The sequence below is a fragment of the Campylobacter showae CSUNSWCD genome (assembly GCF_000313615.1).
Taxonomy (GTDB): domain Bacteria; phylum Campylobacterota; class Campylobacteria; order Campylobacterales; family Campylobacteraceae; genus Campylobacter_A; species Campylobacter_A showae_A.
In genome coordinates, this window is record NZ_AMZQ01000010.1 from 1 (window position 1) to 20,857 (window position 20,857).

The window sequence follows — 20,857 nt, forward strand, 5'->3', positions numbered from 1 at the left end:
AGATACAAAAACCTTCTATCATATTTTACTAAAGATGATAAGAGAGAATCCGCTTAACTTATCTTGAGCCAACTTATTTAAGCATTATTGATATACTCTTGTTTTTATTTTAAAATCAAGGGAGAATAATAAGACTTAGTATTTTTGCTTCAGTCGCTGTTTTAGCTACTTTTGCCGTTGCAGATACAAAGACGGACGGTTATTCAGTGATGCTTCCAAGCGTCGAAGTCGAAGGCATTTCCGAGCAAGATAACCTAAAGGGCTACGTAGCTTACGATAGCGCAGAAGTAAACAGAAACGGACTTAGCAACAAACAAACGCCTCAAACCATCGAAACTATCGATATCCAGAAAAAAATCGTAACTACGGCACGAACGATCTTTCAAGTATCCTCGAAGGAAACGCCGGCATCGACGCGGGCTACGATATGCGCGGCGAGAGTATCAAATAAGAGGCTTTAGCGTAGACGGCGGAGACATATATAGAGACGGCGTGAGAGACTCGGGCCAAATCAGGCGTAGCACGGCAAACGTCGAGCGCGTCGAGATTTTAAAAGGACCAGCTTCTATCCTATACGGCAGGAGCGATGGCGGCGCGGTCGTAAATTTAGTCAGTAAAAAGGCAAATTTTACCCCTGTTTATAAGGTCTCGGGCAGATACGGCAGCTGGAGCAGATGGGGGCTTGGCGCAGACGTAAACCACGCAGTAAATAATCAACTGGCCGTACGCCTAACTACCGACGGCGAGCGCGGTAAATCGTGGCGCGAAGGCATAAAATATAAAAATTTTATGATAAGCCCTAGCGTCATCGTAACCAACCAAGGCGGCGACGTAAGCTTTGAGGCGCAGTATACGTACGACAACGCCTGGCGAGTACCCGATAGAACTCCGACCAAAGCCGTCTACGATAAGCTAGGTATCGACTACAAAAAGGGCTTTTCTCACGAGGGCGACTTCGTGGAGGATAGACTGGACTTTTTCCGCACGGAGTTAAATGCCGAGCTAGCTAAAGAGCTAAATTTAAAATGGGTTTTCGGATACAGAAAGGCTAGCCAAAATTTCGATCACTTTTTTGCGGGCAGTATCGTTAGCGGCAACAGACTAAGACAAAACTACGCAAAGCAAGAGACGGATAACGAAACTATCTCAAACGCCTTTACGCTCACCAAGGAGATAAATTTCGAGAGATTTAAGCACAATATCGCAGTCGGCTACGACAACAGCATCGAAACTCGCCATCCAAGGCTCTGGTATAGCAGAACCCATATGCAAGATATCGACCCATACGCATCTAGGGGCAGCTGGACGTCAAACAGAAACATCCCGCTCACGACCGATAACAAACACCGCGCGATCAATCACGGCGTGTTTTTCGAGGATCTAATCAGCCTTGACGACACGTATAGGTTGATGCTAGGCGGCAGGCTTGATTTTTATAAATTTAAAACCAGAAATATAAAAGGCCAAACAAACAGCTACAATGGCAACTCGTTTAGCCCAAGGGTCGGCTTTTATGGGACTTTGCGACCGATCACACCGCTTACGTCTCGTATTCGCAGAGCTTTGCGCCCTACGGCGGTAGAGGCAATATCGGCATCAGCACCGAAGATACGTCAAAGCTTGATCTAAAACCGCAAAACAACGTCCAGTACGAAATCGGACTAAAAAGCACTTGGGCGGATAATAAATTTAGCTCAAACATCGCGGTGTTTCAGATCGAACATAAAAATATCCGCTATCAGCCAGACCCTACAAACGACCCATATACTTGGGCGGTTCGCGGCAAGGAGCGTAGCCGCGGTATCGAGCTAAACGTGCTAGGGCAAATTTACGAGAATTTATACCTGTGCAGCTCGCTTGACTACACGAACGCTAAGGTTACTAAAGACAACTCAAACTCGCTAAACGAAGGACTTAATCTAAATGAAACCACACGCTGGCAAGGCAATGTCTTTTTACGCTACGTAAACGCCGACAAATGGTACGTAGAAAGCGGCGTTACCGGCTACTCCAAACGCTACTCCTACTCTACTAGCGGCGGTAGAATCCAAGAACAACACTTGCCAGGCTTTGCCAGAGTGGACGTGAGTGCGGGATACAGCTTCACCGAGCATGCGCAAATGACGCTAGCGATAAACAATCTCTTTGATAAAAAATACTGGCGTTCAAGCTCGAGGCTAGGCGACGAGAGATCGTTTATGGTGAATTTCCACTATAATTTTTAATTAAACCGTAAAAACGATAGGTTATCCTATCGTTTTTTATCGGTTATAAAACCGCTTCATCCATCGCGCTCCAAAAGCTAAAAACTTAGTGCTAAACTATGGATCACGCCCGACGAATACAATAAATTTTACCTCCTAGCCTCCCGTGCACAAATACTATTAAACGACATGGTTATTTTTATTATAAAAACACTACCAATTTTATAATAAAAATTCAACAAAATTTTTAGATATATGGTTTGAATGCCAAATATAAAATAATACTTAATGGGTTAATAAGATCAGTATAATAATAGATAAATAAATTTTATACAAGGAGATAGCTATGAAGAAACTAGTTTTCATCTTTTTTGTTGCACTGCTTGCAATATCCACTCATGCGGAAAGCAATACACAAATTGCAAGCCAACTAAGATCAGCCGGCAAAACCGTAGAGTCTCTCGCCTACGATCAAGAGGGTTGCCTGAAAGAGAAAAGTTGGATATCTTGTGAGCGACTCGCGAAGCATTACGACACTACGAAACCGGATATGCCTTGCGATTCGAAAACGGTCAAGGAGTACTACAAAAAGTGTTGCGACTATTCAAAAAATAAGGTCCAGCTATGCTGCGATAAGGGCTATCCAAAAGAGCTTGAGGAAAAACGCGATGCGGCTTGCAAATCAAACGACGCTAAAAGTTGTGGCACGCTAGCCTCCATCGCACACAGATAAAAAAACTATGAGAAGTCGTTTAATTACGCAAAAAAGGCTGCGATGCTGGGAAAGACGATACTTCTTGTAAACTTCTTGCCTATATGTATTATTACGGTCAGGGCGTAGAGAAGGATTATAAAAAATCGTTTAATCTATATGAAGGATTGTGTAATAGAGATATATACGATATGTGCGCTATCCTGAGCCACTTCTATACGGACGGCGTAGGCATGAAACAAAACATCAAAAAAGGTAAGGAAATTTTAGAAGCACTTTGCTACGATGAATATCCGGAAGGCTGCGGCAATCTAGCCGCGCTCTATGAAAGCGATAAATACGGCATGAAAGACGATAAAAAAGCTACGGAACTTTATACCATGGCTTGCAAACACAATCCAAAAGGCTCAGCGTGCGACAAGATAGGCGGCATGAACAAGAGGCTAGAATTTTTTTGCACAGAAAAAAAGAACGGTTATGATTGCTTTCAGGCAGCAGGCTCCTATCAAAACGATCCGGAAAAATGCTGTATTTTTACGACAAGTCTTGCGAATACGGATATAGCGACGGATGTCTCGAAGCTATCAAATTTGTTCAAGAGGATAACAACAGAGCAATGACATATGCGTACAAGGCATGCGAGCTAAACGATCTCGCAACTTGCCGACAGATTAAGGAAATCGCCAAGAACGCTTGCGATGAAGGCGATCAAGACGGTTGCAAGTGGCTAGATACAATAAAAAATCGTAAATAAATTTAAATTTGAGCCGAGTTTAAATTTGCGCTCGACTCAAATAAACTAAAAGATTGCGGAATTTTTAGTTAAATATGCGACTTTAAATTTTCTACTAAAAAAGGTTTTAGTTTAAGCAAGACGCATGAAAGAAAGCAATCTAATAAAAAAGAAGTCAGAAACCGATAAAATTTCAAGAAGGAGGGTGTTTTATGGTTTGCGAACATTTTATTTTACCACTTAAAATTCTTTTCGTTTTTACCGCTTTTTCCTCTAAGGAGGTGATCATATGAATCCCACGCCAAATTTAAAAAAACTAACCCTGCTTCACTTCAATGATTTGCACGGAGACTTTTTGGCTGAGCAAGTGGACGACAAGCTAGTAGGCGGCGTCTCTATGCTGTCCGGTTATATAAATCAAGTCCGTCAAACAGAAAAAAACGTCATCTACGCTATCGCAGGCGATATGTTTCGAGGCTCGATTATCGATTCGGAGTATAAAGGGGTTTCTACGATCGAGATCATGAATGCTTTAGCGCCCGATATCGTTAAAAGGTAAAATTTTAAACGTCGAAAAATCGCGTTTAGATAAAATTTTAAAATCCGACGAAATAAAAAATATGATAACCGCGCTAGGTTGCGGTATCGGCGATGAATTTGGCGTTAGCTTTGAATATGTAAAAACTTTCGGTACTCCCAAGATGATTGCTACTTCTTGCTTAGATATTTTGGAAGAGTACTTAAGCACGCACAAAGCTATTCGGCAAGACATAGAGGGGCGATTAACAATTTTGGATTAAAAGTATTTTTGGTCGCCCATGCGACTTTTTAATATTTACCGTACAACTGCGGTTATATTTCCGCCGCATTCAGCGATAAGCGTAAAAGAACCGTCAAATGACTACGGGCTTGATTGTGGCAAATAAAGCCCCAACACTTAATGTCTAGAAGCTTTTTACGATCAACCCGGCTCTTATCGCAATTTAGTTCAAGATAGTTCTTTGCGTTTTTAGTTTTTGTTTTGATTTTAAAGGCTTATATTTAAGGATATTTTTTGCTTTGAATTATGAGAAAAACAGCGACGGTTTTAGTAAATACGCTCTTTCCGGACGGCATACAGATCGTGGTCTATGAGTAAAATTTAACAAATTAGATGATAACTAATAAATATGCAAATAATCGGTTTAACGGTACGTAGAGAACAACAAAAACGTAAAAAATATACGCTTACGCTAGGTGCCGCACGCCAAGCTCGGAGAATCTTGATATCAGTACCGCTAAGTTTTCAGCAAATCCGAGACACGAGTTTAATAACCGGAACAAATACTAAAACGCCCCATGAGACATTATGTTATAGATTTAGACTATAAAATATTTTGCAAAGTTACAAATTTATGCTAAAATCGCCCGTTTTTAAATTTACCTAAAAGGGAAGAGATGAAAAAATATTTAGCCGAGTTTTTTGGCACATTTTGGTTGGTTTTTGGAGGTTGCGGCAGTGCGATATTTGCTGCGGCTTTTCCGGAGCTTGGTATTGGCTTTGTAGGCGTTGCGTTTGCGTTTGGTCTTACAGTTCTTACTATGGCTTATGCAGTTGGTCACATCAGCGGCGGTCACTTCAATCCTGCTGTTTCGGTTGGCCTACTAGTTGGCGGAAGATTTGACAAAAAAGACTTCGTGCCTTACGTCATCGCACAAGTTATCGGAGCGATCGCAGCTGCTGCTGTGCTATATCTCATCGCTTCAGGCAAGGCTGGATTTGATGCTGCTGCGAGCGGTTTTGCTAGCAACGGATACGGCGAGCACTCACCAAATGGTTACAGCCTAGTTTCAGCGCTAGTTGCTGAGGCAGTTTTAACTGCGTTTTTCCTTATCATCATCTTAGGTGCAACTGATGAGCGTGCACCAAAAGGCTTTGCACCGATCGCTATTGGCCTTGGTTTGACACTTATCCACCTTATCTCGATACCTATCACAAACACATCAGTTAACCCAGCTCGTTCAACTGGCGTTGCGATATTTCAGGGCGGTTGGGCGTTAGAGCAGCTTTGGCTTTTCTGGGTCGCACCTATCGTTGGAGCTATCATCGGAGCTATCATCTATAAAGTTATGGGCTGCACATGCGGCTGCTGCAAAAGCGCAAAATAATTAAATTTATACTTCAAGGGCGGTCTTCGCCCTTTCTATTTTCATAAAATTTTTAAAATTAAGATCAGTTAAGCGAATATAATAATCTATTTAACATATTACCGTTATTACATCTAACCTCTACTTCGCTATCATTCTAGCTTCGTCTTAACAAACAGTAAGCGCATCGCAATTAAATTATTCTTTGAGTTCTTTGTGTCACTATAACCTCGTCTCCGCAATCCAACAAACCATCGTAAGCCTTCCGGTAATCATAATAGATAGCGGGTCATTAAAGTCGCTACATCTAGGCGACATCGGCATCAATTCATTTGCAAAATAGTTTTAGGCTATATAAACAAACTTGAACGTCGCACTTTAGTATGCCGTTTTACTAGCAACCGCAAGCCAAGAAATGTTATAAAGTAGTAGGTTTTTAACCAAGTAGGCACACGAGCCAGAAATCTATTCTAAAATTAAATATTTTATCACGCACGCCGGCCATAAAATTCTGATATTTTTGGTTATTTTATCGATTTTTTTTATGAAATTTTAATAAACTCCGCTATTTTTACCACTTCCATATCGAGCTAAAAACACTATAAAATTTCTCTAAATTTCTTTTTCGGAATTTTTAAACGGACTATATATGTTTATTTTTTATCTCTACGCTTGTGATTTTTAAGAACATCGACAAGATCGTGATTTTTGTGTTTATACCTACCTTCAACGAAAAGCTCCTTTGGAGATTTTTATATCGCATTCGGGCAAATTTACCCGCGCCTACCTACACTCCAGCTTTGTTATAGTTTGCGTATTAGCAAAGTACGACGGATAGGGCATAGAGAGGCTAAAATTTCGTATTTGTTTAGGCGCGATATTTTTAGCGACGCTAGCGGTGATCTCAGCTACGTTTGAGCGCTCGTCGCCGCGCGAAAAGAGCGATAATCCGCTAGGCTTAAAGATAGAGCCCGCGATCGTCTCCTTGCTCACGGGGTTATTGATGAGCTTAACGGTCAGATCGCAGTTTGCGATGCCAAACGCGCCCGTATTTCGCACCGAGCCCTTAAACACGATGGTTTCGTTTCTTAGCACGCGGTGACCGGAAAACTCCGTTAGCACGGCCTTTTTGGTGTATTTATCCACGATCATCATGAAAAAATATCCAAGCGTTAGCGTCGCTATTACGTTTATCGCGATGTAAATTTTAAAAAATTTAGTATTTTTTTCGCCGCGGGCGATCAGCGCGAAAAGTACCGATAGTAGCGCCAAAACCGCAAGCGCGATGAAGTGAAATACGTTAAAATACCCTTCCATCAAAAGCACTCCGAACTTGTCGTGATATTATAGTCCTGCGTGCGAAAGTTATTTACCGCGTGCGTGATCTCGCGAGTCGCGTTTACGTCCAGCGCCTCTTTTAGCACAATATTTTCCCTCAAAAACGGCTTTAGCTCGTTTGCGTATCGGCGCAGCGTATTGCCCGAGTTTTTGTAAAAGCTAAGGCCGATTTCGCAGTAGTTAAACGGTTTTTTGGAGAGATTTGTGAGGCGCAGATCCACAAGCAACGTGTTTGAGTACTCAAGCTGCTTAGTTGAGACTAGCTCGAGCGAGCGAGTTCGCAAATTTTCATCTAAAAGCTTAGGCATAAAATACGCCCCACACCCAAGCCCTGCGATAGTAACGATCATCAGCGCAAAGCCCGCGAAAAAGGACTTTGACGCGACGTAAACACAAAGCGAAACGAGCGCTAAAAAGGTCAAAAACATCCAGATATAGGCGGCAAAATCCACCCAGCCAAGGTGCGTCAGATAGAAATTTAAGCCTTGTTTTAGTTCGTTTATCATCTTGCCTCTTTGCTTCGTTTGCCTTGCGGCGAGCCAAATTTAAAATCCTCCTGCACAAAGCGTGCCAAATTTGACCGCTCTAGCCTTTTCGCGAGTTTTTTTCCTCTATGCCGCTTAGTCCAAAACGGCGTGCAAGCTCGGCCTTGACGCGGTCAGGATGCACTCCGTGTAGCGCTAGTGCCACGAGTGAGTGAAAGCATAGATCGGCCGCCTCGTAGATGATCTCCTCGGTCGGCGTTTTTGGCTTTTGGCTTTGATGCGCCGCGGTTTGGCTGTTTTGGTTTGCGGCGTTTTCGTTTGAAATTTTAGCAAAATTTTCGTTTTGGGTTAAATTTGACGAAATTTGGCCGCCGCTCGCGGCAGAGTTAAACTGCGCAGTTTCATTTTTGCGCGCCGAGGCGTCCTTACACGCCATCACGAGCTCCGTGGCCTCCTCGCCGACTTTTTTTAGGATTGCGTTTTCGCCTTTTTTAAATAGACTCGCGACATATGAAGTCTGCGGATCGGCGTTTAGCTTGCGGTCTAATATCGCGTGATAAACCTCGTCGATTATGCCGTAGATCGGCTTTTTGGCTTGGTTTGGATTTTGTTCTTGCGTCAAATTTTGCCCGTCGGTGCTAGTTAAATTTGACTTGCCGCCGTCTCCAGAAATCTTTCTAAAAAAGCACGATTTTTCACCGGTATGGCACGCTATGCCACCGTTTTGAACGACTTTGAGCAAGATCGTGTCGTTGTCGCAGTCAAGGAAAATCTCATCTATCGCCTGCGTATTTCCGCTCTCCTCGCCCTTTTTCCAGATGCGGTTTTTCGTGCGCGAGAAATAGTGCGCAAAGCCCGTTTTTAGGCTCAAATTTAACGCTTCTTCGTTCATATAAGCAAGCATCAAAACCTCGCCGCTCGAGCTTTCTTGAACGATGGCGGGCAAAAGGCCGCCCACTTTTTCCCAGTCTATTTCCATTTTTTATTTCCTTTCGGCTACGGTTTTAACTCGGCGCGCGGGTAATTTTGAGCTGCATAAAAAATATCGCCGCTCGTTTAAATTTAGCAAATTTTAAAGCTCAAATTTGACTTCAAATTTGAGCTTTAAAAGGCGAAGTTTTTTGCAAAAACATTTCGCTTCGCAAAAACCACACCTATTTCGAGATGATTTTGGAGCTACTTGGCCAAATTTAGCGGCAAACATGGCTATTGCTTGTGATTGTAACCACAGGTGAAACAAAAACCACGCAAAAAGCGCTCGCCCGCAAAGCGCAAAAAAGGCGAGCCGCTCCAAACAAAAATTATTGCGTTATCGCGCTTTGCTTCTCTTTATCCTTCGTGTCCACCCAGATATTCGGCACCGCTCCGCCAGGCGTTAAGAATATCTTCGCATCTTTATTTTCGCGTAACGCCTCGTTAAATTTGGCCTGCGTTTCGATCTGCTTTAAATTTAGCAAATTTTGATCTAGGCTTTTTGCGACCTCTTTGTTTGCGTATGCCTGTGCGTCGGCTTCGATTTTAGCCGCATCCGCACGACCCTGAGCCTCGATGATAGCGGCTTTTGCCGTACCTTCTGCGAGGGCTGCTTTTTTGAGCGCCTCTTGATTTGCGCGCTCTACTTCATACTTGGTTCGCTCGGCCTCTTGCTTAGCGATTTGTACGCGCTCGATCTGCTCTTTTACTTTTTCAGGCAGGATGATCTCGCGAAGCTGCACGGTTAGCAGTTCGACGGGTTTATTTGGCTGCGCGTCGATGTCCTTGCGGATGCCCTCGTCGATAGCCGTAGCTAGATCGTTTCGCTTCGTCGGAAGCTCCTCTGCGGTGTATTTACCAGCGATACTGCGCACGACGTCGCGTACGACGGGATCTACGATCTTGTTTTCCCAGCTAAGCCCCCAAGCCGCGATCGTTTGAGGCGCGTTTTCCGGATTTAGGCGGTACTGCACGGTTATGTCGATGCTAACAGGCAAGTTTCTCGCGTCCAAAACGGAGATCGAGTTTTTGCGGATGATGCCAGCTTGAGCCTGTGCGCCGTACTTTTGCGCCGCCTCGCCCATATCTTCGCCCGATGTGTAGTTGATGAGGCGCACGCGCGTATCGACTACGATGACCTTTTGTAAGAACGGGATAAAGAAGTGCAGTCCCGGCTGCATCGGAGACGGGTCGTATTTACCCAAATTTGACTTGATACCCACTTCGCCCGAGTTTATCGTGACAAAAGGCTGCGTGAGCGCGATCACGGCCACGAGCGCGATGATGACGTAGGCAAAGGCCGAAATTTTACCAAATCCTTTAAAATCAGGCGTTTTAAAATTTACTTTTGGGCCTTTACTCTCGCCGCCGTTATCGTCTCCGCCGCTAGAGCCGCGTTTTTTATTAAAATAATCATTCAAATCTGCTGGCATTTCGTTCCTTAAATGTAAGTTAGCATTGAAGCGTATTTCGGATTGCGTCCGTAAACTACGTCAAAATACGCGTCTTGTAGGCGTTTAGTTACCGCGCCGCGCTCGCCCGTGCCGATAACGCGGTTGTCGATGTTGCTTATCGGAGTGACCTCAGCCGCCGTACCCGTGAAAAACGCCTCGTCCGCAGTGTATGCGCGGTCGCGGGTGATGCGCTCTCTGCGCACTTCGATACCTAGATCGCGGGCGATTTTGATGACGGTGTCTTGCGTGATGCTAGCTAGGCTGCTATCGTTTGGAGGAGTGATGAGCGCGCCGTCTTCCACGATGAAAAAGCACTCGCCCGGTCCCTCGGATATGTAGCCCTCGCTATCAAGCAGCAGCGCCTCGTCGTAGCCCGCATCTTTGGCTTCGTAGTTAGCCATTTGCGAGCAGAGGTAGTTCGAGCTTGATTTCGCGCGGCTCATTTGACCGCCGACGTTTAGTTTAGCAAAGCTGGAAATTTTCACGCGGATGCCTTTTTTTAGCCCCTCCTCGCCTAGATACGCACCCCACTCCCATGCCGCGATTGCTGTATTTACGGGAGCTTTTGTGTGGGCTAGACCCATGATGCCGTAGCCTAGATAAACGATCGGGCGCAGATATACGTTTGATTTAAATTTATTTGCGCGAAGCAGCTCGACCTGTGCGTCTTCGAGCTCTTTTTGCGTGTATTTGACGTTTAGGATCGTCATTTTGGCTGATTTTAGCAGGCGCGCGGTGTGGTCGCTTAGGCGAAATATCGCTAAGCCCTTATCCGTCATATAGGCTCTAGTGCCCTCAAATACAGCGTTTGCATAGTGAAGCGAGTGGGTTAAAACGTGGACTTTAGCGTCCTCCCATTTGACTAATTTTCCATCCATCCAGATAAATTCGGAAGGGTTCATTTGACATCCTTTTTTTATAAAATTTGCTGAGTGTAGCTAAAATTTCTTTAAAATTTTGTAATGTTTAAGATTTCGGTCTAAAATTTTGAGCTTGCGAGGTAAAATTTACTCCGATTTTAGAGCTCATCGGCTACGGTGTCTTCGATATTTTCGGCAAACGGTAGCACGAGCGTCTTACGAGAGCCAAACGCGTTATGCCACAGAGCTTTTTTGATCGCTTCGTAAGGCGTATCATAAATTTTAGCCAGCTCTTGCAGTAGCTCCTCGGCCTTATCGTCGCTTAAATTTTTACGGCGATAAAATAGCATTAACGTCGCGCCGATACCGATAAACTCAAATCCAAATCGCTCGTTCATCATCAAAATAAACGCGTACGTCTGCTCAGGTTCAAAATCATCGGCAAAATACCCCTGTATCATCCGCGCAAAGGCGTCCGTACTGCGCTCGCAAGGGCACAGATACACGTCGATATCCTCGTCAAGAGCGTTATAATCGCGGGTATTTAGGCATTCTAAAGCCTTTAATTTATCGGGATAGTTTAGGCTAAATTTACCGTAAAATTCGCTCACTTCAGCCTTATACTCGGGATCGTTTAGTATGTCCAGCATCAAACAAAACTCCGCAGCCGGAAAGTCTCGAGCGTCCGGATTTTGCGCGCTATACTCTTCCTCGTCAAGCATCTCGAAACTAGAGCTTGCGTGCATATTCGTGTATTCGCACTGCGGAGCGTTTTCGATGATAAAAAGCGGCTTAAATCCCGTATGCTGCTCGCACAAGCGATTATATGCGATCGTGACGGCGTTCATATTTTGATGAGCGTTAAGGACGCCGTATTTTAGGGTAAAATTCGCCTCTTTCGTGTAGCGCGGATCAGGCTTTGCAAACCTAAAAGAAATAAGCTTTTCCGGACGACAAACGGTGTAAAAAGCTAGTTTTAATTTCTCAAAAAACGACATATTTTTTCCTTTTTAAATAATTTAATTATTTAGTTTAAAGGGACAATTTAAATCAAAAACGGCTTAAATCTCAAATTTGACCGCAGACTTTTAATCCAAATTTGACTTCAAATTTTAAATAAAAAACAATATAGCGAAGCATTTTACTTTTTACTTTACGCTTATGCTCGCAACAAGTATACGAAGCGGAAACTAGCCCGGCAGGATACATATAGTAGCAACCAAGTTTGGATGATATTTCCTTCCGTTTGCAGTTGCGACCGCAAGCATAAGTATAAGTAAAATACGAGTCGGCAAAACCGCTATTTTTCTAAAATTATCCTAGTAGCAGCCGGATCCACGCACTCCTCGTCCATTATAATTTCGCCTATCTCGCTTGCCCTTATCACGCCCGAGAGCGGATTTTTCACGCTAGCTATGCTGCCTAAAATTTCCGCGTCCACGCTTGAGTACTCAAAGGCTAGCGTGGTATCTAGCGTTTGGCAGCCGCGCAGCACGAGATTTTGCACGTAGCAAAGCCCTTGCAGGCTTTCTATCACGCAGTTTTCAAAGGTCACGTTTTTGCTATTCCACGCGAGGTATTCGCCGCTTATAAAGCTATTTCGCACGGTCACGTTCTCGCAGTTCCAAAAGGCGTCTTTGCTAAGCAGTTTGCTATCCTCGACGAGCAGGTTTTTACAGCCGTCAAAGCCGTAGTTCCCGTCCAAATTTAGCCCGTAAACGCGCAGGTTTTCGCAGTTCATCGCAAAATAATCCCCGCGCGCGCAGACGTTTTTTATCTCCACGTCCTCACAGCTCCACAGCGTCTCCTCGGCCTGGGTCAAATTTACGCTTTCCAGCCTCAAATTTTGGCACCTGCGGAAGGATTTTGGCGCTTGGATTAGCGTATCTTTAAAGCTAACGTCCCGCGCATACCAGATGCCAGCGCGCGCCATCTGCATCAAAAACCCGTCCTCCACGGTGACGTTTTTGGTGTACCACAGCGGATATTTCCACTCGAAAGTGCAGTTTTTCAGGCGCAAATTTTGCCCGTGCTTTAGCGGCGACTCGCCTGCTGCAAACCCGCACCGCTCAAACTCCGCGTCCTTTACGCCAAACATCGCGCGCTCGCCGATAAATTTTTGCTCGACAAATTTTTGCATATTTCGCCTCCGCCGTTTTTTACTTAGATTATATCGGTTTTACGGCAACAGGGGTGTAAATTTGAAAATTCAAAGCGAAATTTGTGAAGCAAACGTGTAAATTTAAGCAACAGAGAAAATCAAAGCGTTTGGGCATTGCTATTGTCTTTAGGAGTCCTATTTTCCCAAACGCTTGGCAGGAAAAGGTAAGATTTAGACTAGCGCAAAGGATGGAAACGCAAGCCTAAATTTTACCTTTTTGGCGGTCAAATTTGCCGTATCCACGCGGTGCGAGCGAGCGTCAAATTTGATCTAAATTTAAAGCTCGCGACCAGTCAAATTTGAGCGGGCAAATTTAACCCGGCCGCAAGCGCAAAATCCAAATTTACCAAAAGCGACCCGAAGCGCACCGGCCGGGAGCCGCTAAATTTTACTTCTCAAACGCCTTTTCTAGGCTAAACGGAAACGCCTGATAGCCCATCGCGTTGGTCATTTTGATCTCGATTGACGGCTCTTTTGCACCCCATTCAAACTCGTTGATGTGAGGGCTAGGCACGCCGACCGGACGGCCCTTGGCGATGTCAAACTGCATGCCAGCAACCGCTGAGTAAACCATCACGCTATCAAGGTCGTCTTGATACTGCGCAAGCGATGTGACCGAGCTGTACCACTCGCTGCCGCGCTGCTTGCCGTATTCCCAGACCTGCTCGACGGTTTTAGCTTTTTCGTCGATTTTATAAACGACCGCGCGGGAGTATTTCATACCCGCCATCGCAGGCTGCTCCATGCCGCGGGTGTCGCCGTTGTCAAAGACCGTTAGATAGACGACGCCCTTTTTAGACTTACTATCGATGCGGAATGCCGTGTGCTGCGTCCACTGCCAGTCAAATCCGCCCTTCTCGCTCTCATATCCTGGGCATTTTGAGTATTCGTCCTCGCAGACGATCTTTTTGCCGTCTTTATCTACAGGCTGGAGCAAGTAGCCCTTAAACTGATCCTTCCAGCCTTTGTGCGCGCCCATTATCCACTTGATCTTTTTGTCGCGGCCGATCTTGATGACGGCGTCTTGGTGGCGGCTGGAGATGATGATACTATCATCAGACGGGTCGTAGTCCACGCTATTTACGTGCGCCCAGTTGCGTCCGGGCCCCGAGCCCACGATGTCGCCCCATTTTTCGCTCAAATCCATCGCGGCTAGCTCGTCCGAGCTAGCGGTGTGGCCTGCTTTGCTAGCGTCGATGTTTAGGCACACCGCGCCCTGATCGAGCGTTTTTAGCACGATGTCGCGATACGGATCTAAAATTTCATATAGCCTAAAATCATCCACGACGTTGCCGTCGCGATCGACCTCGACGATGACGTCGCGCACGGTGCGGACGTTTTTACCGTCGGCGCGTTTATAGTTAGCATTTGCCGCGCGCAGGAAGTAATGTCCGTTTTGCGCAACGTCCATGGAGTGCGAGAAGTCGTTGTAGCCCGCAGGCAGTTCGCGGTTAAAAATTTCGCGGCCCATTATGTCGTATTTGGCGTATCTTTGGCCATATCCCCACGTCATCGCGCCATCGTCGTTTTGCTTAAAGCCCATCATGACGCCAGCGCTAAAGGGCTGTTTGAGGTCGTAAATTTTACTCGGCTCCATATACCAGCGCACTTCGCCTTTGGTGTCTAGCACGAAGTTATTTGGGCTGTAGTTCCACTCGATCGCGCCGCCTGCAGGGTTGTTCCACACGACCTTGGTGCCTTTGCCTGTTTTATTTACGAAGTTATTTACGTAGTAGAGGCGGTTTGCAAATTTCGCGCTCGGAGCCTTCACGACTTCGATTTTATCAAACAGCGCGCCCTTTTGAGACGGCATACCGGAGCTCTCCAAATAAATCGCAGGAGCGTAAATTTTATAGGTTTCTTTTATACGCTCGGTTTGTCCCTTGTAAATTTTATCGTACTCGACCTCGACGGTGTTTTGATAGTCAGGGTAAAGTCCAAAAACGGGAATTCCGCCGTGCGTGCGCAGATGTTTGTCGGCGACTTTATAGCTGATAACTTGACCGCCCGGCTTTGGCACGATGGTGACTTTCGCGTTTGCTAGCGTGTAGCCGCCGTTTTTGATGACCGCCGTTAGAGGCGCGATGTCGTACGGATTTACGACCACTTCGCCGATCTTGCCAGGGACGGCGTAGTCGATGTGCGCGCCGCTAGGTCCGCCGATAGCAAGTGCTGCCGTGCTTAGACCGCCGAGTAACGCCACAGCTAGGGCGACTGACGATAGAGTTCTTTTCATCTTTTCTCCTTTATAATGATAAATTGTTTCATTGCCGTAATTTTAGTGAATCTTTCTAACGTGAAAATCACGCTATTATTATAAATAGCTTAAATCTAGAAAATAATTCAAATTTTTATATTTTCCACTAAAATTTAGCCCAAATTTTACGAATTTAATCTAAAATTTATCTTAGCGTGAGTTTTGCGGCGGCGAGAGGATATAAAATTAACTCAGACAAAATCATTTTAAGGAGCACTCCATGAACCTACTTTCTAAATTTAGCAAAGGCTTTCTAGCCGTTGCGATGTTTGGCGCTCTTAGCGCTGCCGCGTTTACCGAGGGCGAGGACTACGTCAAGCTAGAAAAACCGCTATCAGTGGAGCAAAACACGCTAGTTAAGATATTTAGCTACGCATGCCCGTTTTGCTACAAATACGACAAAACCGTCACACCAAAGGTCGTAGAAAAGGTCGCGGGGCTAAAATACGTGCCGTTTCATCTAAAAACCAAGGGCGAATACGGCGAGCTCGGAAGTAAAATTCTAGCCGTTTTAGCCGTGATGGACGAGGAAAAAGGCGTGAGTCTGCTAGATGAAAACTCGCTGTTTAAAAAAGCAAAATTTGCCTACTACAAGGCCTATCACGATCAAAAGCAACGCTGGAGCGACGGCAAGGACGAGGCTGCGTTTTTAAAGACTGGGCTTGATGCGGCCGGCGTCAGCGAAGCGGACTATCAAAAAAAGCTAGAGGATCCAAAAGTCGCCGAACTGCTTAAAAAATGGGACGAGAGCTACGACGTAGCCAAGATCCAAGGCGTGCCGGCGTTCGTCGTAAACGGCAAATACCTCATCATGACGAAGTCCATCACCTCCCTAGACGGCATGGCGCAGCTAATCGAAGAGCTGCTCAAAAAATAGGGCGCGAGCATGAAATTTGCGCAAAAGTTAGCGAAATTTGGCGATAGCCGCCTGCCGTGGGCGATCCTCATAGCGGTGAGCGCGGGGCTTGTTATCCTCGCGCACTCGCTGTTTCAAAACTACGTCTATATGCCGCCTTGCGAGCAGTGCGTTTATATCCGCTTTGCCTTTTTGTGCATGGCGCTAGGAGGCCTGGTCGCGATCATAAATACTAAAAATTTACTCCTCGCGCTCGCAGGCTACCTGCTAGCGTTTTGGGGCGCGATCCAGGGCATAATGTATAGCGCCAAACTAATCAAAATCCACGACGCCGTCCACGGAGACGATCCGTTCGGCGTGCAGGGCTGCTCGACTGAGCCGCACTATCCGTTTGGCTTGCCGCTTGAGCGATGGGCGCCTGATTGGTTCTTGCCTACGGGCGACTGCGGCTACGATAACCCGATGGTTCCAGACGGCGTCACGCTAGACGGCTTTCAGAAGTATCTCGTCGATCTTTACGAGGACGGCTGGTATCTGATCCCCTCAAGCAAATTTATGTCGATGGCCGACTGCACGCTGATCGGCTTTGGAGTCTGCTTCGTCGTGCTCGCCGCGATGTTTATTTGCAAAATTTTAACTCTAAAAAAAGCTTAAATCGGTCTAAATTTAGACCGATTTTGCTATACTCGCCGCATGAGAGCCTTACGCGAGCATAATTTTAAAATTTACTTCATCATCATTTTCGCAAGCCTTTTCGTGGTGCTTTTGGGCATGAAAAACTACGAGGACGCCAAGGCGCAGATCACGGCGCTCGCAGATAAAAACAAGATCGCCGCGAGCGAAAATATGGTAGGGAATTTCTCACTTTGGCTGGACGAGCGGCTGCACTCGCTGGTGCGCGCAGCTAAATTTATAGAAAACGCGGGCGTCTCGCAAGATAGCGAAAAGCTGGGCGACTTCATACGACTTTTCAAAGAAAACTCCGCAGAATTTGACGCCTTGCAGTTTTTGCGCGAAGACGGAGAAATTTTCGTGGACGGCAAGGAGCTAGGTGACGATGAAGCGATGCCAAAGAGCCTTCGCGCGGGGCTTGTATGGTTTGAAGAGACCAAAAGCACGCTCGCACCCACGGTAAATTTTATGCAGCGCCATAAAATTTTAGGCGAACCGACGCTAAATTTATGCGTGCCCGTGCTGGACGGCGGCTCGTTTGCGGGGGTGTTTTGCGGCGTGGTGAAACTGCAAAACATACTAAAAAATATGGAAAAATTTAAGCTCGCGCCCGACTCCTACGCCTTTATCGTTACGCACGGCGGCGAAATTTTAACGCCGATGAAGGACGCGGCGCTAAAAAAGCAGATCGAGGATAAATTTAAAGAGCTTTTTTTGCGCGATGAGGACATCACGAGCCTAAATATCGGCTCAAATTTCATCTCCGTCGCCGAGATCCCCACACTAAACTGGTTCATAGGAGCCGGCACCGATAACGAAAAGGAGCTCGCCGCACTGCTTAACTCCGCGCTAAAAAACGCCCTCATCCTGCTTTTTGCGTTCGCGGCGCTAGCGCTGGTGGCAAATTTCCTCCACAACTTTATGTATTCGAAAATCAAAAACTTGCAAGACGACTACGAAGCTCTGCTCAAGCACAAAGCCCGTATGAGTGAGGCGGGCGAGCTAATCAGCGGCATAAATCATCAGTTTATCCAGCCGGTTAATTCGCTAAATTTAATGATCTCAAGCCTGCTCATGCTGCAAAAAGACGGCAAGCTAGATGCCGCGACGCTAGAGAGTATGCTGCAAAAAGGGCAGGCTGCGACCGTGCTTTTAAGCGACACGATCGAGATTTTTAGAAATTTTTATAAAAGCAGCGACAGTCCGCAAAAATTTAGCGTGCAACGCTGTATCAAAGACCTACTAAAGCTCATGCACACCGAGCTTAGCAAAGCAAACGTCACGGTAAGCCTGCGCGAGTTTCAAGACAAAGAGGCCACGCAGCGGATGGGCATCGTGCAGCAAATTTTACTCATCCTCATTCACAACGCCAAAGACGCGGTCGTGGAGAGATACAAAGACGAGATCGCCAAACGGCAAGTTTTTTTGGATGTCAAATTTGAAAACGGCACGTGCAAGATATCCGTCACGGACTACGGCAGCGGCGTGAGCAAGGAGCTTCGGGATAAAATTTTAACCCAACCCAAAACCACTAAAAAGCAAGGAAGCGGCATCGGGCTGTATTTTGGCAAAAAGCTAGCAAACGAAAAGCTCGCAGGCGATGTCAAGCTACTAAGCGCGGGCGATCCGACGACGTTTGAGCTGAGCTTTGAGATAAATTTAAAGGAATAAGATGCAAGAGCATTTAAAGCTGCTTAAAGACCTAACCGTCCTCATCGTCGAGGACGACGAGATCGCAAGGGAGCTGCTAATAGGCGGGCTAAAGCCCTACTGCCTAAGCGTCTGGGGCGCGGGTGACGGGCTAGAGGGACTGGAGCGCTTTAAAAAGCTAGCTCCCGCCGTCGTCATCACCGACATCCACATGCCCGCGATGAACGGCTTTGAGATGATGAAGGAGATGATGCGCATAAAGCCCGCGCAAAAATTTATCGTCTTTACCTCCTACGACACCGACGACAACCTCATCAAAAGCATCGAGCACGGCGCGGCGTCGTTTCTAAAAAAGCCGGTCGATATCGCCGCTCTGTGCCGCCTGCTCGTGGCTCTAACCTACGAAAAGGACGAAAAGCTCGTGCGCTTAAGCCCGCAAACTAGCATAAATCTCACCAAAGAAAAGATCTACAAAAACGGCGAGGAAATTTATCTCTCGTTTTTGCAAAACAAGCTCTTTTGGCTCTTTGCGTATAATCTAAACAAGCTCGTGAGCTACGAGATGATCGAGGAGTTCGTCTACGAAGGCGAGCAAACAAGCAAGAGTGGGTATATCCTGCTAAGCGGCGAATAAATTTGATTTGCGGCTTGGCTCGCGAGCGCTTTTTAATGAGTTTTGTTTTTGCTCCTGCGGCAACCTATTTGGTTAGCCTTTGTCGCAAAAACTGCAACAACATTAAAAATCATCTCGCGATACTTCGCCTTGACGTTTTACGTTCGAATTTGAAGTTAAATTTGTCATTTTGAGTCGCCGAGACCCGCCCATCGAAAATGCCAAATTTGAGTTTTTAAATTTGTAAATTTAGTAAGCTATGAGATAAATATTCAAGACGGATTATGTGTAGTTTGAATAGTTTTTGGCGGATACGACGGGAGCGGACTGGTCGTCCGTGACCCGAGTATCCTAGCCGAAAACTACTTTTAAAATCCAGCCGAGCTGGGGAATCTTAGATTTAAATTCGATTGATTTCGCTACTGCGCGCATTATACACAAACCAGCTCAAAATCATCACCAGACAAAACGCCCCAAACACCGCAAAAAACGCAAAATTCGCCCACGAGTAAATTTTGATAAATCCAGCCTCGTTCGCCGCACTAAAATCAGGCGCAAACAGGCTCGGGTAAATTTCATTTAGCGGTAGCGCAAAAGGAAAGCTAATCTCGCTAACGCCACTAAAATCGCTAGTGGAGTAATCAAGCCCAAATATCACGCCCAAAAAAATCAGGAAAAATCCCACTAGCTTGACGCCAAATACCTTAGGTGCACACATCGCCACGCACACGCCAAACGCCGCAAACAGCGTTGCAAAACGCAGCTTCACCACAAGTGCGTCCGCAACCGCACCACCCAAAAACAGCTCGCACAAGATAAATTTAACCGCTAAAACTGCGAGCAACGCCGCCCAAAACGCCCGCCTTCGCTGCAAGTTATACACAAAGCAGACAAAGCCCTTGTTTTCGATATTGTAGTCCATTATTTTGCCAGCAGCTCCTTGACTGCCGCCGCCATCGCGTCTACCGAGCCGATCGCCTTCACGTTTATGAGATACTTGCCACCGACCACGTACGCAGGCACGCCCTGGATCTTCGCCACGTCGTAGCTATTGTTCCACGCTTTTAAAATTTCTTGAGCGCGCTCGCTAGCTAGAGCCTTGTCGTAGTCTGCGTCGCTCACGCCTGCTGCGCTAAGAGCCGTCTGGATAAATCTCGCCTTGTCCTTGCCGTCGTTAAAATCGTCGTTCTTGTCGTGAGTAGCCTTGTAGATCGCAAATTTGGCTTTTTTAAATTTAGACTTGTCGCTTAGCAAACTAACGTCGCTAACCTCGTCTAAAACGATCATTGCGGCAAAAATTTTGCTCGCCGTTTCGCCCAGCTTGCCTTTGGTTTTTAAGTGATACGGGATAAATTTGACTCCGTCTAGCTCGCTAAAGAGTTTGGGCGTGACGGTTTTATCGAATTTATAGCAGTGCGGACACTCGTAGCTAAAAACCTTTACGACGCTATCTTTGGGTACGTTTAGAGGCTTTTCTAGCACTTGGTAGTCCGTGCCCTCCTCTAGCGCGTTTGCGCCGATGCCGAGCAGACAAACGGCAACCAAAATTCGTATAAATTTGGAAACCCTTTTCATCAAATTCCTTTGCGGTAAATTTTAAAGATTGTATAAAAGAAAGGGTAAATTTGAGATTAAGCGAGCTAAACTCGGTAAATTTAACGAGCTAAATTTAAACAAAGCGGCGAGTCAAATTTCATTTCAAATTTAACTCGCCGCACAATTACCGAATCCAGCCGCGCGCCTAGTTTTGACGGCGGCTAGAA

Annotated in this window: 19 protein-coding genes and 3 pseudogenes; 12 read left to right on the forward strand and 10 right to left on the reverse strand. The window is 46.0% G+C overall.

Annotation, left to right across the window (positions count from 1 at the left end):
- Positions 1-209: 209 nt before the first annotated feature.
- The 8 genes and pseudogenes from CSUNSWCD_RS11560 to aqpZ all read left to right on the forward strand — a co-directional run bounded on the left by CSUNSWCD_RS11560 (position 210) and on the right by aqpZ (position 5,797).
- Positions 210-461 (forward strand): hypothetical protein, encoded by a 252-nt coding sequence (locus CSUNSWCD_RS11560; protein ID WP_009495381.1) that lies wholly within the window; start codon positions 210-212, stop codon positions 459-461.
- A 31-nt stretch (positions 462-492) separates the two neighbouring features.
- A pseudogene (locus CSUNSWCD_RS11565) lies at positions 493-2,225 on the forward strand (TonB-dependent receptor).
- A 325-nt stretch (positions 2,226-2,550) separates the two neighbouring features.
- On the forward strand, positions 2,551-2,937 hold the full coding sequence (locus CSUNSWCD_RS07505) for a hypothetical protein (protein WP_034964630.1): 387 nt from the start codon (positions 2,551-2,553) through the stop codon (positions 2,935-2,937).
- 77 nt (positions 2,938-3,014) lie between these two features.
- Positions 3,015-3,071 (forward strand): annotated as a pseudogene (locus tag CSUNSWCD_RS12020) (hypothetical protein); the annotation flags it as partial.
- A gap of 78 nt (positions 3,072-3,149) precedes the next feature.
- On the forward strand, positions 3,150-3,536 hold the full coding sequence (locus CSUNSWCD_RS07510; RefSeq protein WP_009495385.1) for an SEL1-like repeat protein: 387 nt from the start codon (positions 3,150-3,152) through the stop codon (positions 3,534-3,536).
- Positions 3,537-3,938: 402 nt separating this feature from the next.
- Positions 3,939-4,208, forward strand: coding sequence for a 5'-nucleotidase (locus CSUNSWCD_RS07515; RefSeq protein ID WP_009495387.1), 270 nt, complete (start codon positions 3,939-3,941; stop codon positions 4,206-4,208).
- Positions 4,192-4,308: pseudogene (locus CSUNSWCD_RS12025) on the forward strand (hypothetical protein); the annotation flags it as partial. The gene CSUNSWCD_RS07515 and the pseudogene CSUNSWCD_RS12025, both read left to right, overlap by 17 nt.
- Before the next feature lie 778 nt (positions 4,309-5,086).
- The gene (gene aqpZ, locus CSUNSWCD_RS07520; protein ID WP_009495389.1) at positions 5,087-5,797 is read left to right on the forward strand and encodes an aquaporin Z; all 711 of its coding nucleotides are present in this window, start codon (positions 5,087-5,089) and stop codon (positions 5,795-5,797) included.
- Between the two features lie 762 nt (positions 5,798-6,559).
- Here the strand turns inward: aqpZ and CSUNSWCD_RS07525 are convergent.
- The 8 genes from CSUNSWCD_RS07525 to CSUNSWCD_RS07565 all read right to left on the reverse strand — a co-directional run bounded on the left by CSUNSWCD_RS07525 (position 6,560) and on the right by CSUNSWCD_RS07565 (position 15,282).
- A complete protein-coding gene (locus tag CSUNSWCD_RS07525) occupies positions 6,560-7,093 on the reverse strand; it encodes a DUF2393 family protein (RefSeq protein ID WP_009495391.1) in 534 nt (177 codons plus the stop codon).
- Positions 7,093-7,620 (reverse strand): DUF2393 family protein, encoded by a 528-nt coding sequence (locus CSUNSWCD_RS07530; RefSeq protein ID WP_009495392.1) that lies wholly within the window; start codon positions 7,618-7,620, stop codon positions 7,093-7,095. The genes CSUNSWCD_RS07525 and CSUNSWCD_RS07530 overlap by 1 nt, the downstream gene beginning before the upstream one ends.
- Before the next feature lie 79 nt (positions 7,621-7,699).
- Positions 7,700-8,578, reverse strand: coding sequence for a bifunctional phosphoribosyl-AMP cyclohydrolase/phosphoribosyl-ATP diphosphatase HisIE (gene hisIE / locus CSUNSWCD_RS07535; protein ID WP_009495393.1), 879 nt, complete (start codon positions 8,576-8,578; stop codon positions 7,700-7,702).
- A gap of 322 nt (positions 8,579-8,900) precedes the next feature.
- A complete protein-coding gene (locus CSUNSWCD_RS07545) occupies positions 8,901-10,004 on the reverse strand; it encodes an SPFH domain-containing protein (protein ID WP_009495395.1) in 1,104 nt (367 codons plus the stop codon).
- Positions 10,005-10,012: 8 nt separating this feature from the next.
- Entirely contained in the window at positions 10,013-10,927 is a 915-nt protein-coding gene (locus CSUNSWCD_RS07550; protein WP_009495396.1) for a branched-chain amino acid transaminase, read from the reverse strand.
- 116 nt (positions 10,928-11,043) lie between these two features.
- On the reverse strand, positions 11,044-11,883 hold the full coding sequence (locus CSUNSWCD_RS07555; RefSeq protein ID WP_009495397.1) for a hypothetical protein: 840 nt from the start codon (positions 11,881-11,883) through the stop codon (positions 11,044-11,046).
- A 302-nt stretch (positions 11,884-12,185) separates the two neighbouring features.
- Positions 12,186-13,025 (reverse strand): DUF3737 family protein, encoded by an 840-nt coding sequence (locus CSUNSWCD_RS07560; protein ID WP_009495400.1) that lies wholly within the window; start codon positions 13,023-13,025, stop codon positions 12,186-12,188.
- Positions 13,026-13,434: 409 nt separating this feature from the next.
- Complete coding sequence (locus CSUNSWCD_RS07565; RefSeq protein WP_009495403.1) at positions 13,435-15,282, reverse strand: aryl-sulfate sulfotransferase; 1,848 nt, start codon at positions 15,280-15,282, stop codon at positions 13,435-13,437.
- A gap of 241 nt (positions 15,283-15,523) precedes the next feature.
- On the opposite strand from CSUNSWCD_RS07565, the gene CSUNSWCD_RS07570 reads away from it, so the two are divergent.
- Genes CSUNSWCD_RS07570 through CSUNSWCD_RS07585 form a run of 4 tightly spaced genes read left to right on the forward strand, consistent with a single transcriptional unit; the run spans position 15,524 to position 19,115 of the window.
- The gene (locus CSUNSWCD_RS07570; RefSeq protein WP_009495405.1) at positions 15,524-16,180 is read left to right on the forward strand and encodes a thiol:disulfide interchange protein DsbA/DsbL; all 657 of its coding nucleotides are present in this window, start codon (positions 15,524-15,526) and stop codon (positions 16,178-16,180) included.
- Positions 16,181-16,189: 9 nt separating this feature from the next.
- Complete coding sequence (gene dsbI, locus CSUNSWCD_RS07575) at positions 16,190-16,813, forward strand: protein-disulfide oxidoreductase DsbI (RefSeq protein ID WP_009495408.1); 624 nt, start codon at positions 16,190-16,192, stop codon at positions 16,811-16,813.
- Positions 16,814-16,852: 39 nt separating this feature from the next.
- Positions 16,853-18,502 carry a sensor histidine kinase gene (locus CSUNSWCD_RS07580; protein WP_009495410.1) on the forward strand — a complete coding sequence of 550 codons (1,650 nt, stop codon included), beginning with the start codon at positions 16,853-16,855 and terminating at the stop codon, positions 18,500-18,502.
- Position 18,503: 1 nt separating this feature from the next.
- Positions 18,504-19,115 (forward strand): response regulator transcription factor, encoded by a 612-nt coding sequence (locus CSUNSWCD_RS07585; RefSeq protein WP_009495412.1) that lies wholly within the window; start codon positions 18,504-18,506, stop codon positions 19,113-19,115.
- 379 nt (positions 19,116-19,494) lie between these two features.
- On the opposite strand, the gene CSUNSWCD_RS07590 is transcribed toward CSUNSWCD_RS07585, so the two are convergent.
- Together CSUNSWCD_RS07590 and CSUNSWCD_RS07595 are read right to left on the reverse strand one after the other, a co-directional pair.
- Entirely contained in the window at positions 19,495-20,016 is a 522-nt protein-coding gene (locus CSUNSWCD_RS07590; protein ID WP_009495416.1) for a disulfide oxidoreductase, read from the reverse strand.
- The gene (locus CSUNSWCD_RS07595) at positions 20,016-20,669 is read right to left on the reverse strand and encodes a thiol:disulfide interchange protein DsbA/DsbL (RefSeq protein WP_009495418.1); all 654 of its coding nucleotides are present in this window, start codon (positions 20,667-20,669) and stop codon (positions 20,016-20,018) included. Before CSUNSWCD_RS07595 ends, CSUNSWCD_RS07590 begins: the two co-directional genes overlap by 1 nt.
- Positions 20,670-20,857: the final 188 nt, after the last annotated feature.

What these genes read in the sequence shown, in the direction of transcription:
- CSUNSWCD_RS07570 (WP_009495405.1), top strand. Translation starts at nt 15,524, where the DNA reads ATGAACCTACTTTCTAAATTTAGCAAAGGCTTTCTAGCCGTTGCGATG.
- CSUNSWCD_RS07590 (WP_009495416.1), bottom strand. Translation starts at nt 20,016, where the DNA reads ATGGACTACAATATCGAAAACAAGGGCTTTGTCTGCTTTGTGTATAAC.
- CSUNSWCD_RS07585 (WP_009495412.1), top strand. Translation starts at nt 18,504, where the DNA reads ATGCAAGAGCATTTAAAGCTGCTTAAAGACCTAACCGTCCTCATCGTC.
- CSUNSWCD_RS07545 (WP_009495395.1), bottom strand. Translation starts at nt 10,004, where the DNA reads ATGCCAGCAGATTTGAATGATTATTTTAATAAAAAACGCGGCTCTAGC.
- hisIE (WP_009495393.1), bottom strand. Translation starts at nt 8,578, where the DNA reads ATGGAAATAGACTGGGAAAAAGTGGGCGGCCTTTTGCCCGCCATCGTT.
- CSUNSWCD_RS07530 (WP_009495392.1), bottom strand. Translation starts at nt 7,620, where the DNA reads ATGATAAACGAACTAAAACAAGGCTTAAATTTCTATCTGACGCACCTT.
- CSUNSWCD_RS07550 (WP_009495396.1), bottom strand. Translation starts at nt 10,927, where the DNA reads ATGAACCCTTCCGAATTTATCTGGATGGATGGAAAATTAGTCAAATGG.
- CSUNSWCD_RS07515 (WP_009495387.1), top strand. Translation starts at nt 3,939, where the DNA reads ATGAATCCCACGCCAAATTTAAAAAAACTAACCCTGCTTCACTTCAAT.
- CSUNSWCD_RS11560 (WP_009495381.1), top strand. Translation starts at nt 210, where the DNA reads ATGCTTCCAAGCGTCGAAGTCGAAGGCATTTCCGAGCAAGATAACCTA.
- aqpZ (WP_009495389.1), top strand. Translation starts at nt 5,087, where the DNA reads ATGAAAAAATATTTAGCCGAGTTTTTTGGCACATTTTGGTTGGTTTTT.
- CSUNSWCD_RS07510 (WP_009495385.1), top strand. Translation starts at nt 3,150, where the DNA reads ATGAAACAAAACATCAAAAAAGGTAAGGAAATTTTAGAAGCACTTTGC.
- CSUNSWCD_RS07505 (WP_034964630.1), top strand. Translation starts at nt 2,551, where the DNA reads ATGAAGAAACTAGTTTTCATCTTTTTTGTTGCACTGCTTGCAATATCC.
- CSUNSWCD_RS07580 (WP_009495410.1), top strand. Translation starts at nt 16,853, where the DNA reads ATGAGAGCCTTACGCGAGCATAATTTTAAAATTTACTTCATCATCATT.
- CSUNSWCD_RS07555 (WP_009495397.1), bottom strand. Translation starts at nt 11,883, where the DNA reads ATGTCGTTTTTTGAGAAATTAAAACTAGCTTTTTACACCGTTTGTCGT.
- dsbI (WP_009495408.1), top strand. Translation starts at nt 16,190, where the DNA reads ATGAAATTTGCGCAAAAGTTAGCGAAATTTGGCGATAGCCGCCTGCCG.
- CSUNSWCD_RS07565 (WP_009495403.1), bottom strand. Translation starts at nt 15,282, where the DNA reads ATGAAAAGAACTCTATCGTCAGTCGCCCTAGCTGTGGCGTTACTCGGC.
- CSUNSWCD_RS07595 (WP_009495418.1), bottom strand. Translation starts at nt 20,669, where the DNA reads ATGAAAAGGGTTTCCAAATTTATACGAATTTTGGTTGCCGTTTGTCTG.
- CSUNSWCD_RS07560 (WP_009495400.1), bottom strand. Translation starts at nt 13,025, where the DNA reads ATGCAAAAATTTGTCGAGCAAAAATTTATCGGCGAGCGCGCGATGTTT.
- CSUNSWCD_RS07525 (WP_009495391.1), bottom strand. Translation starts at nt 7,093, where the DNA reads ATGGAAGGGTATTTTAACGTATTTCACTTCATCGCGCTTGCGGTTTTG.